Raw genomic sequence first — 13,500 nt, forward strand, 5'->3', positions numbered from 1 at the left:
GATGGTCGTCAGCTCGTAAATCGTCAGGTCGGTGTCGTCCCAGACCTTCGCGTCGAAGAACCACATCGAGCGGTAATGATCCTCGAAGTAGGCCCGCTCCTCACCCTCACCAGGCACGGGAGCAAGCTGGTAAGGGTCGCCGAACAGCACCACCTGCACCCCGCCGAAGGCCTCGAGCGGGCGCTTGCGGGCCTGCCTCAGCGATCGATCAATCGCATCGAGGAGATCGGCGTTGACCATGGACACCTCGTCGATGACCAGCGTGTCGACGGTGCCGAGCAGTTTGCGCAGCTCGGCGCTCTGCTCGATGTCGTGATCGGCGATGACCCCGATCGGCAGGCGAAACAGCGAGTGGATGGTCTGCCCGCCGACGTTCAGCGCGGCGACCCCGGTGGGCGCACAGATGACGATCTGCTTGGACGTATTGTCTGCGAGATGATTCAGCAGCGTCGACTTGCCTGTTCCGGCGCGACCGGTGATGAACAGGTTCTGCTGCGTCGTCTCGATGGCGTCGAATACCGCCTGCTGCTCGGGGGATAGCTGCAGCTCACTCACCGCTTCACTGTACCCGGGGCATCCGGGGCATGGTGCGAGCCCGAGTGGAGCTGTGCAATTTAGAGCGTGACGCTGTGCAATTTAGGATGGATGTCGTGCGCCGAGTAATCATCACGTGGTCCGTCGTGGCAGCGCTCGTGGTCGGCGCGTTCGCTGGCACTATCGCCATCCTGAACTCCACCCTGTACAGCGCGAGCGGTTTCGTGCAGAGCTACCTCGATGCGCTGGCGAGGAGGGATGCGCCCGGCGCCCTCGAACTGGCGGGATCCGGCGGGCGCAGTACGGCATCCAGGGCGCTACTTGAGTCCAAGGCGATGGGTGGGCTCGACGACATCTCGTTCGTGAGCGAGTCACGCTTTGCTGACGGAGTGCAGCGCGTGACCTTCCGGTACGTTGCCGATGGCACAGCCGGCCAGTCCAGCTTCGAGGTTCGGCGCTCGGGCACCGTCCTGGGCCTGTTCACCACCTGGGAATTCGTGACCGCGCCTTACAGCGTGGTGCAGTTGTCGGTGCTCAACTCACAGGCGTTCACCGCCAACGGCGTCGAGCTTTCAACCCCCGAGCAGGGCACCGCCATCCCCCTCGTCGTCTTCACACCGAGTGTCGTCAAGGTGACGCACGAGTCGACTTTCCTGTCGGCGCGGCCCCTGGTTGTGCTGGCCTCCCAGCCCGCAGCCTCGGTGGTGGCCGCCCTCGATGTGCAACCCAACGCCCGCTTCGTCAGGCAGCTGCAGGGCGAGATCGACGGCGCCCTCGATGAGTGCGTGACGCAGACCGTGCTGCTGCCCACGGGCTGTCCATTCGGGCAACAGATCTCGAACCGCATCGCCTCAGCGCCCGAATGGTCAATCGCCGGCTATCCCGCCGTCTCCCTCGTACCGGGGCGAGACCCCTCGAGCTGGCTGATGCCGCCGACGGATGCCGCGGCCCATCTCACCGTGGACGTGCAGTCGCTCTTCGACGGGTCGACGTCGACCTTCGATGAGGATGTTCCGTTTGCCGTCAGTTACCTCGTGACCTTCCTCGCGGACGACGGACTGCTGATCACCGCCCAGCGCTAACGATTCGGCGGGCTAATGACTGCTGCGGTAACGGTTCGACGGACTAACGATCGCGGCGGGCGCGGCCCGCAAGCATCGCGTTGTACTCCTCGAGTTCCGCATCGCCGTCGCGCTCGGCCTTGCGGTCGTAGCGCTTCGATTCGCGGGCATCGCTTCGCGACCACATAATGGCCACCAGAATGGCGAGAGCGACGGTCGGTATCTCGCCCACACTCCACGCAATTCCGCCGCCCGCCTGCTGGTCCTGTAGCGCCGTGACGCCGGTCTCCCACCCCATGGAGCCGTACCAGTCCGCGATGAGCAGCCCGGTACCGGTCATCAGGGCGAGGCCGAAGAAGGCATGGAAGGCCATCGTCGCTAACAGAATGATGAGCCGGATGGGGTACGGCGGGCGGTTTGGCGATGGATCGACACCGATCAGCGCCTGCACGAAAAGGTATCCCGTGAGCAGGAAGTGCACGACCATCCACTCGTGCCCGATGTGGTTGGTGGTCGCCCAGCTGAACAGTGGTGTGTAGTAGAACACCCACAGGGACGCGGCGAACATGCCCGCGGCCACCAGCGGGTTGCCCAGGATGGCGAACAGCTTCGAGTGCACGAGCAGCAGCAGCCATTCGCGTAGGCCGCGACTGCCATCGGTCCTCTTATGGATGGCCCGAAGCGCGAGCGTGATGGGGGCACCGGGCACGAGCAGCACGGGGATCATCATCCCGAGCGTCATGTGGGCGAGCATGTGCTGCGAGAACAGGAACCGCTCGTAGACGTTCACGCCGCCGTTGGTGATGTAGAACAGCAGCAGCATCCCGGCAATCCAGAGCACCGTGCGATGCCACGGCCAGGCGTCGCCGCGAGCCCGAAGCCTCAGCACGCCGGCGACATAGAAGAATATCGCGAACCCGCAGACGAGTATCCAGATCAGGTCGAAGTTCCATAGGGTGAACAGGCGCTCGACGGTCAGTGGAGGCGGCAGGAGGCTTCCGGTCAGCAGCTCGGCCGGGGTGGGTTCGGCGAGGTCGGCGGCGGTGATCTCCGGCACGGGCGTGGAGGTCCGGGCCAGCGCCGCGGCCACTCCCGACGCGAGACCCATGAACGCCAGCTCGGCCGTGACTACCCACCAGAAGTAGCCCTGTGCAGAGTTGGTGGTCCGCGTCATCCGGCCAATAAAGAAATTGCGCTGCACGGCCCCGAACAGGCCGAGCGCCAGCAGCGACGCCGTCTTGACCAGCACCAGGATTCCGTATGGGCTGAGCAGGTTGCCGATCTCCTGCACCCTGATCTGCGCGTTGAGATAGCCGGATGCCGCCACCACAATGAAGCACACGAGAGCCACCGTGGAGTACCGCGACAGGACGACGGTGATGCGGCCCGTTGGGAGGCTCGGCTTGATGAGCACGATTGTGAGAAGCCCACCCAGCCAGATCGCCGCGAACAGCACGTGCAGGAAAATCGCGCTGGTAGCCGAATCGTGGTCGGCCGTGCCGCCAGTATGACCCTGTAACGACATCGGAACCAGCCCCACCACGGCGAGAAGGGTCACAAACACGAGCACAGTGGCGTGACGCACCGCAAAGCAAAGCACAGTCACGAAGGCCGCCACCAGGGTCGTGGCCAGCCACGCCTGCCCGAGCTCGGTGCCGGTCAGAAAGCCCGCCAGCACATCGCCGAACGCGTTGTCGAGGCGAATGGTCGGCTGCAGCACGGTAAGAAAGGTGAAGAAGGCAGTGGATGCCGCGGCCACGGCCCACAGCGCTGCTGCCCCCGCCGCGACATCCAGAGCCTTCGAGAACTCGGACTTACCGGAGTCAAGCGCGAACAGCGCCAGCACGAGCGCGCCGATCGCCCCCGCAGCACCAATGTTGACGAGCAGCTTGGCTGTCGGCAGCCCATAGCGGGCCACGGCGCCAGGGTCGATCAGCTGGGGAGCGTCGGCGCCGCCGCCGTAGGCGAGCGACACCAGGAGCGCGAGCAACGCCACGAGCAGAAGGGTCGCGGGGCCGGCGATCCGAACAAGACGGGACACTGGATCAGCTTACGTCCGCCTCGCCGGGAGTCTGCCGGGCGCAAGCACCCGCGCGACCCGGCATATCGTCCGTGTTGCACTGGCCCCCTGAAACCACCCGCCTCGCACCGACGATGTGCCGGGTCTCGCGAGAGTGGACTCGGTGGTGGAGGCATTCGAGACGACGAAGGGCGGCACCCTCTCGGATGCCGCCCCTACGTGGTGGTGTAGCTGCTTAGCCCTTTGCCGCGGCCTTGAGCTTGCTTCCGGCGCTGATCTTGACGCCCTTGCTTGCCTTGATCTCGATGGCCTCGCCCGTCTGCGGGTTGCGACCAGTGCGCGCGGCACGATCGGTACGCTCGACCGAAATCCATCCCGGGATGGACACCTTCGTGCCGTCGCCGACCGACGTGGCGAGCACCGAGAAAAGCGAGTCAACAATGCCGCTGACGGCGGCCTGGCTCTGGCCGGAATCTGCGGCAACTGCCGCGATGAACTCTGTACGGTTTAGTGACTTATCAGCCATGGGGTGTCCTCCTCGGACCTGATGCAGTTATCGATGGATCTGGATGCTCCGGACAAAAACCCCGGAACCGCTAGGAATCTACCAGCTTGACTTGGTAATTCCGGGCAATTCGCCCCGGTGCGCCATATCGCGGAAGCGAACTCGGGATACGCCGAACTGGCTGAGGAAACCACGCGGGCGTCCGTCGATGGCGTCACGGCCGCGCACGCGAACGGGTGAGGCGTTGCGCGGAAGCTTCTGCAGGCCGAGGCGTGCCGCTTCGCGCGACTCGTCGGTACCCGCCGGATCGACGAGAGCCTTCTTCAATTCGAGCCGCTTGGTCGCGTAGCGGGCCACGATGACCTTGCGCTGCTCGTTGCGGGCAATCTTGCTCTTCTTGGCCATGGTTAGCGCTCCTCGCGGAATTCGACGTGCTGGCGGATCACCGGGTCGTACTTCTTCAGCACGAGGCGATCGGGATTGTTGCGACGGTTCTTGCGCGTCACGTAGGTGTAGCCGGTTCCAGCGGTGGAACGAAGCTTGATGATCGGTCGTACGTCCTGTGCCTTAGCCATTAGATTTTCTCCCCACGGGCGAGAAGATCCTTGACGACAGCCTCGATGCCGCGAGCGTCGATGACCTTGATGCCTTTGGCAGACAGCTGCAGCGTGACGTTACGGCGAAGCGATGGTACGTAGTACTTCTTCTTCTGGATGTTCGGATCGAAGCGACGCTTCGTGCGTCGGTGCGAATGCGAGATGGCGTGACCGAAGCCGGGAATGGCGCCTGTCACCTGGCATGTTGCTGCCATGGTTCTACTCCTGTTCTGGTTACCGCGGGCACTTCGTTTCCGAAGGGCCCGCCCAAGATCACTTGTCGGCACGCAACGCTGCCATGACAAGCCAACGAACAGCTTGACTGAGTAGGCACCGCAACGCACGTGAGCGGAAGAGTCCGCTCTGCAACCTGCAACACTACGGGGTTGCGGTCTTTTCTGCAATTGAACAGCCCGCGCAGAATCCGAACACATCGACGACGTGGTGGGGCCTGGTGAACCCGTGCTCGGCAGCGACGGAGTTCGCCCACTGCTCCACCGCATCCGCCTCGATCTCAACTGTCAGCCCGCAGTTGCGACAGATCAGGTGGTGATGGTGAGTTCCGGGAGTGCACGCGCGGTACAGGCTCTCACCCTCCTGCTGCAGCGAATCCGCTGCGCCCTCGCTGGCAAGGTCCGCAAGGGCTCGGTACACAGTGGCGAGCCCAATGGATGATCCGCCCCCCCGCAGCGCCGCGTGCAGTTGCTGCGCGCTCACGAAATTCTCCCGGACGCCCAGGGCGTCGCGCACGGCTTCGCGCTGCCAGGTGTGCCGCTTCATACCGCGACTCCTGCTGCCGGGCGGTTCGGCTCGGGCCTGCGCCGCAGGCGGTTGCCGCTGATGCGACCTGCGATGCGGCATCCAAGATAAATAAGGAACGAGATCGTGGTGACGTAAGGGCTGATCGGCAGTGACCCTCCGAGCGCCAACAGGATGCCACCCACCGCGGAGACGAACCCGAACAGCATCGCCAGCAGCGGCACCACCACCGGCGATGACGACACGCGCAGCGCGGCCGCGGCCGGGGTCACCAGCAGCGCCAGCACGAGCAGCGCGCCGATGATCTGCACCGACACTGCCACCATCAGGCCGAGCAGAATCATGAAGACGATCGACAGTGTCCTGGCGGGAACACCGCGCGCCATCGCGACATCCGGGTCGACGCTGTCGAACACCAGGGGGCGCCAGATCACGAGCAGCACCGCGAGCACGACGACGCTGATCGCGACGAGCACTCCGAGCTGCGGGATGTCGACCGAGAGAATCTGGCCGGTAAGAAGTCCAAACCGGTTGCCGCTTCGCCCCGGATACAGGGCCAGGAACAGGATGCCGAGGCCAAGACCAAACGGCATCAACACCCCGATGATGGAGTTTCGATCGCGCGCCCGCGCTCCGAGTATGCCGATGATCGTCGCCGCAATCAGCGAGCCCACGAGCGAGCCAGCGACGACATTCGCACCGAACAGCAGTGCCGCGGCCGCACCCGCAAACGATAGCTCGCTGATGCCATGCACGGCGAAGGCCATGTCGCGCTGCATGACAAACACACCAATCAGGCCGCCCACGATGCCGAGGACCGCCCCCGCGATAAGGGAATTCTGAACGAGCGCGAGTAGGCGCCCGTAGTCTGTGAAGTTGAAGATTGACGACCAGAAGTCTGTCGTCAGCAGCTCTGACGTCAGCAGCTCTGTCCTCAGCAGCTCTGTCCTCAGCAGCTCGGACGTCAGCAGCTCGGACGTCATGCGCCGGCCCCCTCGGAGTGATGGAAGAACTCAGGCACACCGGCGACGAAGACACGATTGCCGCTGCGCATGACCTCGACCGGGGTGCCGTAGAGCTCGCTGAGCACCTCTGACCTGAGCACCTCTTCGGGCGGGCCCGAGGTGAACCGGCCCGCAGCGAGATACAGCACGGTGTCGACCATATCGAGCACCGGGTTGATGTCATGGGTGACGAACACCACCGCGGTACCGCGCTCGTGCAGGCCCTCGTCGATCAGTTCGGCCACGCCGCGCTGGTGGTGAAGGTCGAGACTCGAGAGTGGTTCGTCGCACAGCAGCAACGCGGGGTCACTGGCGAGCGCCTGCCCCACCCGCAGCCGCTGCTGCTCACCGCCCGAGAGCACGCCGACGGGAAGCTCTGCGTACGCGGTGGCTCCGACCGACTCCACGAGGGCGTCGACGTGCTGTCGCGAGCGCTTCGACGGCCACGGCACGCCCCAGCGGTGTCCGTCGAGCCCGAGAGACACCAGGTCACGACCTCTCAGCGCGGTGCCGGCCGGCATTATTCTTTGTTGCGGGATGTAGCCGATCGCCCGGTCGCCGCGGTGTACCGGTCGGCCCTGCAGCAGAATCTCGCCGGAGTCGACAGGCAACTGGCCGAGGATCGCCCGCAGCAGGCTGGTCTTGCCCGAGCCGTTGGCGCCGAGCACCGCCACGAACTCCCCCGGGGCCACGACTAGATCGAGGCCGCTCCACAGCGTACGGCCACCGAGAGACAACCCGGCCTGGCGGATGTCGAGGATGGGAGTCTTCATCACGGCTGCAGGGCCGCCGACAGGGCGTCGAGGTTGTCGCTCATCCACGACACATAGTCTGACCCCTCGGGTAAGGTCTCCGTGAACTGCACCACGGGCACGCCCGCCGCCTCGGCCGTCTGGCGCACTCGCTCGGTCTCGGGGCTCGCGGTCTGGGAGTTGTATGCGAGCACCCTCACCGAACCGCTGGCGAACAGGTCGAGGGTGTCTTCCAGGGCAAGCGGAGGAACATCGTTACCCTCCTCGATCGCCTCAGTGAAGTCACTCGGTGTGAGGTTCTCGAGGCCGACTGCCTCCAGCAGGTACACGGGCACGGGCTCGGTCACCGCGGCGCCAGCGCCCGCGAACTGTCCGGCGAATTCCGCTGCGCGAGTCTCAAGCTTCTCGACCTCCACGATCAGTGTCGCTGAGTTCTCGTCGAAGGTAACGGCGTTCGCCGGGTCTATTTTCCCCAACTCCTCGGCGATGTGCCCGATCACCTGGGTCATGCCTTCCAGCGAATACCAGACATGCTCGTTGAAGCCTTCGACCTGGTCGCCGCCATCTAACCCCGATAAGTCGACGGCGTCGATGACGACGGCAGTGGATCCGGATGCCTCAACCAGGGGTCCCATGAACGGATCGTATCCGCCGCCGTTAGTGATCACGAGATCGGCATCGGCGATGGCGAGCTGGTCGCGAGCCGACGCCTCAAAACTGTGTGGGTCGACCCCGGAGTCACTGATGATGCTGGTCACCGTGCCGAGGTCCCCGACGATGCTCGTGGCGATGTCGCCGTAGACGCTGGTGGACGCGACGATGGCGATGCCGTCGTTCTCCGGCGTGGAGGGCGCGGCACAGCCCCCCAGCACGAGGGATACCGCGGCGACAGCGGTGATTGCGGGGATGGTGCGCTTCATGATGAGCCTTCGATAAATAACGGTAATGAGATTCGTTATCAACAGTACACCCCAAGCTGCGCGGGCACAGCGGCCGGCGCAGCGCGCGTCAGTCGAGCAGCAGTGCCGGCTCCTCAAGCACGCTCGCGAGGTCCGCGACGAACCGGCTCGCGACATCCCCATCCACAATGCGGTGATCGAAACTGGCGCCCACCGTCGTCACAAATCGCGGCAACACCTGGCCGTCGACGACCCACGGCTTCTGCTTGATCGAGCCGAGCGCGACAATCGCCACCTCACCCGGGTTCAGGATGGGCGTTCCGGTATCCATCCCGTATGAGCCGATATTGGTGATCGTGATCGTGCCATTCGCCATCTCGGCCGGCTGCGTTTTGCCGTCCCGAGCCGTGATCGTCAACTGCTCGAGCGCAGACGCAAGGTCTCGCAGCGACAGGTCCTGGGCATCCTTGATATTGGGCACCAGCAGGCCGCGGGGAGTGGCCGCCGCAATGCCGAGATTGACGTAGTGGTGCACCACAATCTCGGTGTCGGTCCAACTGGAGTTGACCGTCGGGTTACGACGCACGGCCCAGATCAGTGCCTTGGCCATGATCAGCAGGGGGCTCACTCGAACCCCGGCGAAGTCCGGAGAGTTCTTCAGCCGCTTGACGAACTCCATGGTCCTGGTGGCGTCGATGTCGGTGAAGATGCTGACATGCGGCGCGCTGAACGCGCTCTGCACCATGGCCGCCGCAATCGCCTTGCGCACGCCCTTCACGGGGATGCGCTCGTCGCGCTCACTGCCCCACTCCGGCGTCTGGATGTTGCGGAACACGCTGGCCTGCGACGCCAGCCTGATGACATCATCCCGCGTGATCTCACCGGCGAGGCCCGTCGGAGTGACCGTTGCGAGGTCGACCCCGAGGTCTTTGGCAAGTTTGCGAATGGGTGGCTTGGCGATGATGACGGATGCCGCGGCGGCGGGCACGCTCGAGGGCCGAGGCGGCGCGGCAGAGGTCACGGGTGGCACAGGCGGCGCCGTTGCGCCGCGCCGGCGGGATCCACCGTGGCCGCTGACCCCGTAGCCGACGAGCACCGCGCCCGACTTCTCCTCCGGCGGCGCAATAGTCGCCGCCGTGTCGGCCACGATCGACTCGCCAGCACCGTCGGGGGGCGTCGATTCGACGCCGTCGGCGCTCACACTATCCGGGGTCGCACCACTCGAATGTGCCCCGCCTGAACCGGCGCCGTTCGAACCCGCTGCGTTCGAACTGACGGAGATGATGGGAGTCCCGACCTCGACGGTCTGCCCCTCCTCGACCAGCAGCGCGGTCACCATGCCGGCAAACGGCGACGGCAATTCGACGAGCGACTTCGCCGTTTCGATTTCGACCAGCACCTGGTTTACTGTCACGGTGTCGCCGGCTTTGACCTTCCACGACACGATTTCGGCCTCGGTAAGACCTTCGCCGACATCCGGGAGTGTGAAATCTGAGTCCGCCATAATCGCTGTGCTCCTGTTCCTGAACGACGTGGCCTAGTAGGCCATCGCCCTGTCTACGGCCTCAAGCACGCGGTCTGCGTCCGGCAGGTAAGTGACCTCAAGTTTGGCCGGAGGAAACGGCGTGTCAAAGCTGGCCACCCGAAGCACGGGGGCTTCGAGGGAATAAAAAGCGCGCTCGGTCACGGTCGCCGCGATCTCGGAGCCCACCGAGACAAACCCCGGTGCTTCCTGCGCGATGACAAGTCTGCCCGTCTTCTGCACCGATTCGATGATGGGGTCGTAGTCGATCGGTGAGAGCGAGCGCAGATCGATGACCTCAACACTCGTGCCTTCCTCGGCCGCGATCTCCGCCGCTCTCAGCAGGACGTTGATCATGGGGCCGTAGCCCAGCAGCGTCACTTCGGACCCTTCGCGCACGACACGGGACTGGTGCAGGTCGCTGCCGCTGGCATCCAGTTCGACCTCCCCCTTCGGCCAATAGCGGCTTTTCGGCTCGAAGAACATCACGGGGTCGTTGCTCGCGATCGCCTCCTGGATCATCCAATAACCATCATGCGGAGTGGATGGGGTGATCACGCGCAGCCCTGGCGTGTGGGCGAAGTACGCCTCCGGGCTCTCCTGGTGATGCTCCACCGCACCGATATGACCGCCGTACGGCACCCGGATCACCACCGGCATGCTCAGCGATCCCTCGTGGCGGGCGGTCATCTTGGCGAGCTGGGAGGTGATCTGGTCAAACCCCGGAAAGATGAATCCGTCGAACTGGATCTCGCACACCGGTCGGTATCCACGCATGGCCAGCCCGATCGCCGTACCGATGATTCCGGACTCGGCCAGCGGTGTGTCGAGCACGCGCTTATCACCGAATTCGGCCTGCAGCCCCTCGGTCACCCGGAATACACCGCCGAGCGGGCCGATGTCCTCACCCATCAACAGCACTTTGTCGTTGTCGATCAGCGCCTGGCGTAGTCCCAGGTTGATGGCCTTGGCAAGACTCAGTGTCTGGATGCTCATGCCTGGCTTCCCGCGGACGTCTCGAACGAGGCCTCGTACGCTTCGAGCCACGCGAGCTGGGCATCCATCACGGGATGCGGCTCTGAATAGACGTTCGCGAACATGCTCGACGCCGGCGGGCTGCCGAGTTCGTGAGTGCGACGCCGGATGTCGGAGGCCGCATCGGCGCCCTCGGCCACAACATCGGCAAAGAACTGGTCTCCCTCCCCGCGTGATCTCAGGTACGTCTCGAACCGACTGATCGGGTCCGCCCTGGTCCAGAATTCGAGCTCGTCGCTGCTACGGTACTTGGTCGGGTCGTCGCTGGTGGTGTGCGCACCCATGCGATAGGTGAGCGCCTCGATGAACCGTGGGCCGGTTCCGCTTCGTGCCGCATCCAGGTTCGCGCGGGTCACGGCGTAACTTGCGAGCACATCGTTTCCGTCGATCTGCACCCCGGGGATGCCGAAGCCACTCGGGCGCAGATAGAGCGGCGTGCGCGACTGCTTTGATACCGGCACCGAGATAGCCCACTGGTTGTTCTGCAGGAAGAAGACCTGCGGGGTCTGGTAGCTGGCCGCGAAGACCAGCGCCTCACTGACATCGCCCTGGCTGGTTGCACCGTCACCGAAATAGACCATCACGGCTTCGTCGCTGTCCAGATCGCCGTTCGCGGTGTTCCCATCGAGTTGGATGCCCATCGCATAGCCCGTTGCGTGCAGGGTCTGCGACCCGATCACGAGCGTGTACAGGTGGAAGTTGTTGTTCTTCTTCGGGTCCCACCCGCCGTGACTGAGGCCGCGCAGCATCTCGATCAGCTTGATGGGATCGACGCCGCGGATCCGGGCAACCGCGTGCTCGCGGTAGGCGGGGAAGAGATGATCCTGGGGCCGGGCGGCGAAGCCCGAACCGACCTGCGCGGCTTCCTGGCCGAGGCTCGGAATCCACATCGCCAGCTCGCCCTGGCGTTGCAGGTTTGCCGCGTCGAGGTCGATCATCCTGATCACCACCATATTGCGGTGGAATTCACGAAGTTGCTCGTCATCAAGATTCTCGATGTAGGGGATGTACTCGGCGGCAGCGTCGCTGTCGACGAGTGTGCCCTCCTGCGAGAGGAGCTGGACCGTCGCGGCGGTGTAAGACATTGCTCTAATCTACTGCGGCGGCTGGCAATGGCCTTTGTTGCAGGTGTACAACCTCGGCGGATGCACTGAGGAGTTTGTCCACAGCCTCGGGCTCGCCAACGCTGACCCGCACGCCCTCAGGGAAGGCGCGCGCCACGATCGAATGCCGCACGAAAACCTCGGCAGCGGCGGCCGTACTCTCTCCTGTGGGCAGCCACACGAAGTTGCCGTGCGGCTGCGGGATCTCCCATCCCTGCCGCACCAGCCCGTCGTGGATGCGAGTTCTCACGTCGTTCAGCCGCGCGACCCGCTCGAGCAATTCGTCTTCGTGCTCCAGCGACACGATTGCCGCCTGCTGGGCGATACCGGTCACTGACAGCGGGATGGCGACCGCCCTGGCGGCATCCATGACGTAGTCGGCGCCGATCGCGTACCCGATCCGCAGGCCGGCAAGGCCATAGGCCTTCGAGAAGGTGCGCAGCAGTACGAGGTTCGGAAACTCGGCGAGAAGCGGCTGGCCCCGGACGGCGGTGGGGTCAGCCACGAACTCGGCGTACGCCTCGTCCAGCACCACCAGCACGGTCGGAGGCACGGCGGCCATGAACGCCGCGAATTCGATCCCGGTCACCACGGTCGACGTGGGATTATTGGGGCTGCAGACGATCACGAGTCGGGTGCGATCGGTGATGGCATCCAGCATCGCCGGGAGGTCGTGCCGGTGGTCGGCTGTGTTGGAAATCTGAATGGATGTCGCGCCCGCCGTCGTGACAAGCCCCGGGTATGCCTCGAAACTGCGCCACGAGTACAGCACCTCGTCTCCCGCGCCCGCCGCCGCGCTGATGAGCTGGGCAAGGACAGATACTGAACCGGCGCCGACCTGCACCTGCTCGGGGGTGACGTCGTGGCGTCGAGCGAGGATCCCCCGCAGGACGGCGGCCGAGGCATCCGGATACCGGTTGATCCCGTCGAGATTCACCTCATCAAGCACAGAGGGCAGTGGGTCGAATGGGTTCTCATTCGACGACAGTTTGAACGCATCGGCGGCCGCTGGTTCGCCCTGCCGGTAGGGCACGAGGGTCTCGATCTCGGGCCTAAGTCGTACTCGCGATGAGGTCACCCCTCCAGCCTAGGCTCGCGTGTCATCGAAGCACACCGGGCGCTCGTTGCGCGACGCATTTCACTGCGTGCGGCTGTCGGTGCTCACCCTGTAGTCGCACACCCCCGTCGTTGCACACCCAGGCGGCGCCCGGGCATAGTTATCGCATGAGACTTCTCGCGCGCCTACTGATCAACGCCGTAGCCCTGTGGCTGACCACCCTGATCGTTGCCGGGGTCACGGTGGTGCCGTTCGCTCCCGGCGGCACGCTGGAGACGGTGCTGACCTACCTTCTGGTTGCGGCGATCTTCGGCATTGTCAACGCCGTCGTCGGCAACCTGATTCGCGTGGTGGCATTTCCCCTCTACATTCTGACCCTGGGTCTGATCTCTCTCATCGTGAATGGGCTGCTGTTGCTTCTCGTGGCCTGGCTGTCGGGGTTGCTCGGGTTTGGGCTGGTAGTCGAAACCTTCTGGTGGGGTGTTCTTGGGGCCCTCGTACTGGGGCTTATCAGCTGGCTCATCGGCATCATCCTGCGGCCGGTGATAGGCAAACGGGATCGTCGCTAACGGGCACCGAACGTCACCAATGGTCAACGTCACCAATGAGCAACGTCACCAATGGATAGCCTCACTAATGAGCACTGACCAGCC

At 64.5% G+C, this 13,500-nt stretch carries 16 protein-coding genes; 2 read left to right on the forward strand and 14 right to left on the reverse strand.

Going from position 1 to position 13,500, the window contains the following annotated elements; all coding sequences use genetic code 11:
* A partial coding sequence (locus RMN95_RS06515) for an AAA family ATPase (RefSeq protein ID WP_309616133.1) occupies positions 1 to 555 on the reverse strand: 555 nt, incomplete at its 3' end.
* Between the two features lie 95 nt (positions 556 to 650).
* Here RMN95_RS06515 and RMN95_RS06520 point away from each other — a divergent pair.
* Positions 651 to 1,616, forward strand: coding sequence for a hypothetical protein (locus RMN95_RS06520; RefSeq protein WP_309616134.1), 966 nt, complete (start codon positions 651 to 653; stop codon positions 1,614 to 1,616).
* A 43-nt stretch (positions 1,617 to 1,659) separates the two neighbouring features.
* Here RMN95_RS06520 and RMN95_RS06525 read toward each other — a convergent pair whose 3' ends face one another.
* The 13 genes from RMN95_RS06525 to RMN95_RS06585 form a co-directional block, all read right to left on the reverse strand.
* A complete protein-coding gene (locus tag RMN95_RS06525) occupies positions 1,660 to 3,636 on the reverse strand; it encodes a cytochrome c oxidase assembly protein (RefSeq protein WP_309616135.1) in 1,977 nt (658 codons plus the stop codon).
* Between the two features lie 214 nt (positions 3,637 to 3,850).
* Positions 3,851 to 4,141: an HU family DNA-binding protein gene (locus RMN95_RS06530; RefSeq protein WP_309616136.1), complete on the reverse strand. Its 291-nt coding sequence runs from the start codon at positions 4,139 to 4,141 to the stop codon at positions 3,851 to 3,853.
* Between the two features lie 78 nt (positions 4,142 to 4,219).
* Positions 4,220 to 4,525, reverse strand: coding sequence for a 30S ribosomal protein S14 (rpsN, locus tag RMN95_RS06535; RefSeq protein WP_097061545.1), 306 nt, complete (start codon positions 4,523 to 4,525; stop codon positions 4,220 to 4,222).
* Between the two features lie 2 nt (positions 4,526 to 4,527).
* The gene (rpmG, locus tag RMN95_RS06540) at positions 4,528 to 4,695 is read right to left on the reverse strand and encodes a 50S ribosomal protein L33 (protein WP_141881247.1); all 168 of its coding nucleotides are present in this window, start codon (positions 4,693 to 4,695) and stop codon (positions 4,528 to 4,530) included.
* Positions 4,695 to 4,931 (reverse strand): 50S ribosomal protein L28, encoded by a 237-nt coding sequence (gene rpmB, locus RMN95_RS06545; RefSeq protein WP_199280706.1) that lies wholly within the window; start codon positions 4,929 to 4,931, stop codon positions 4,695 to 4,697. Before rpmB ends, rpmG begins: the two co-directional genes overlap by 1 nt.
* A 163-nt stretch (positions 4,932 to 5,094) precedes the next feature.
* Positions 5,095 to 5,496, reverse strand: coding sequence for a transcriptional repressor (locus RMN95_RS06550; protein ID WP_309616137.1), 402 nt, complete (start codon positions 5,494 to 5,496; stop codon positions 5,095 to 5,097).
* On the reverse strand, positions 5,493 to 6,386 hold the full coding sequence (locus RMN95_RS06555; RefSeq protein WP_397545258.1) for a metal ABC transporter permease: 894 nt from the start codon (positions 6,384 to 6,386) through the stop codon (positions 5,493 to 5,495). The genes RMN95_RS06550 and RMN95_RS06555 overlap by 4 nt, the downstream gene beginning before the upstream one ends.
* Positions 6,387 to 6,454: 68 nt before the next feature.
* Positions 6,455 to 7,252, reverse strand: a complete 798-nt coding sequence (locus tag RMN95_RS06560) for an ATP-binding cassette domain-containing protein (protein WP_309616139.1) — start codon at positions 7,250 to 7,252, stop codon at positions 6,455 to 6,457.
* A complete protein-coding gene (locus tag RMN95_RS06565; RefSeq protein WP_309616140.1) occupies positions 7,252 to 8,151 on the reverse strand; it encodes a metal ABC transporter solute-binding protein, Zn/Mn family in 900 nt (299 codons plus the stop codon). Before RMN95_RS06565 ends, RMN95_RS06560 begins: the two co-directional genes overlap by 1 nt.
* An 88-nt stretch (positions 8,152 to 8,239) precedes the next feature.
* Positions 8,240 to 9,634: a dihydrolipoamide acetyltransferase family protein gene (locus RMN95_RS06570; protein WP_309616141.1), complete on the reverse strand. Its 1,395-nt coding sequence runs from the start codon at positions 9,632 to 9,634 to the stop codon at positions 8,240 to 8,242.
* A gap of 33 nt (positions 9,635 to 9,667) precedes the next feature.
* Positions 9,668 to 10,648 (reverse strand): alpha-ketoacid dehydrogenase subunit beta, encoded by a 981-nt coding sequence (locus RMN95_RS06575; protein ID WP_309616142.1) that lies wholly within the window; start codon positions 10,646 to 10,648, stop codon positions 9,668 to 9,670.
* The gene (locus tag RMN95_RS06580) at positions 10,645 to 11,772 is read right to left on the reverse strand and encodes a thiamine pyrophosphate-dependent dehydrogenase E1 component subunit alpha (RefSeq protein ID WP_309616143.1); all 1,128 of its coding nucleotides are present in this window, start codon (positions 11,770 to 11,772) and stop codon (positions 10,645 to 10,647) included. Before RMN95_RS06580 ends, RMN95_RS06575 begins: the two co-directional genes overlap by 4 nt.
* A 4-nt stretch (positions 11,773 to 11,776) precedes the next feature.
* Positions 11,777 to 12,868 carry a histidinol-phosphate transaminase gene (locus tag RMN95_RS06585; RefSeq protein ID WP_309616144.1) on the reverse strand — a complete coding sequence of 364 codons (1,092 nt, stop codon included), beginning with the start codon at positions 12,866 to 12,868 and terminating at the stop codon, positions 11,777 to 11,779.
* Positions 12,869 to 13,014: 146 nt separating this feature from the next.
* Between RMN95_RS06585 and RMN95_RS06590 the strand changes: the two genes are divergently transcribed.
* Complete coding sequence (locus RMN95_RS06590; RefSeq protein WP_309616145.1) at positions 13,015 to 13,416, forward strand: phage holin family protein; 402 nt, start codon at positions 13,015 to 13,017, stop codon at positions 13,414 to 13,416.
* Positions 13,417 to 13,500 lie beyond the last annotated feature (84 nt).

This window comes from Salinibacterium sp. (assembly GCF_031364185.1).
In the GTDB taxonomy this organism is placed as follows: Bacteria; Actinomycetota; Actinomycetes; order Actinomycetales; family Microbacteriaceae; genus Rhodoglobus.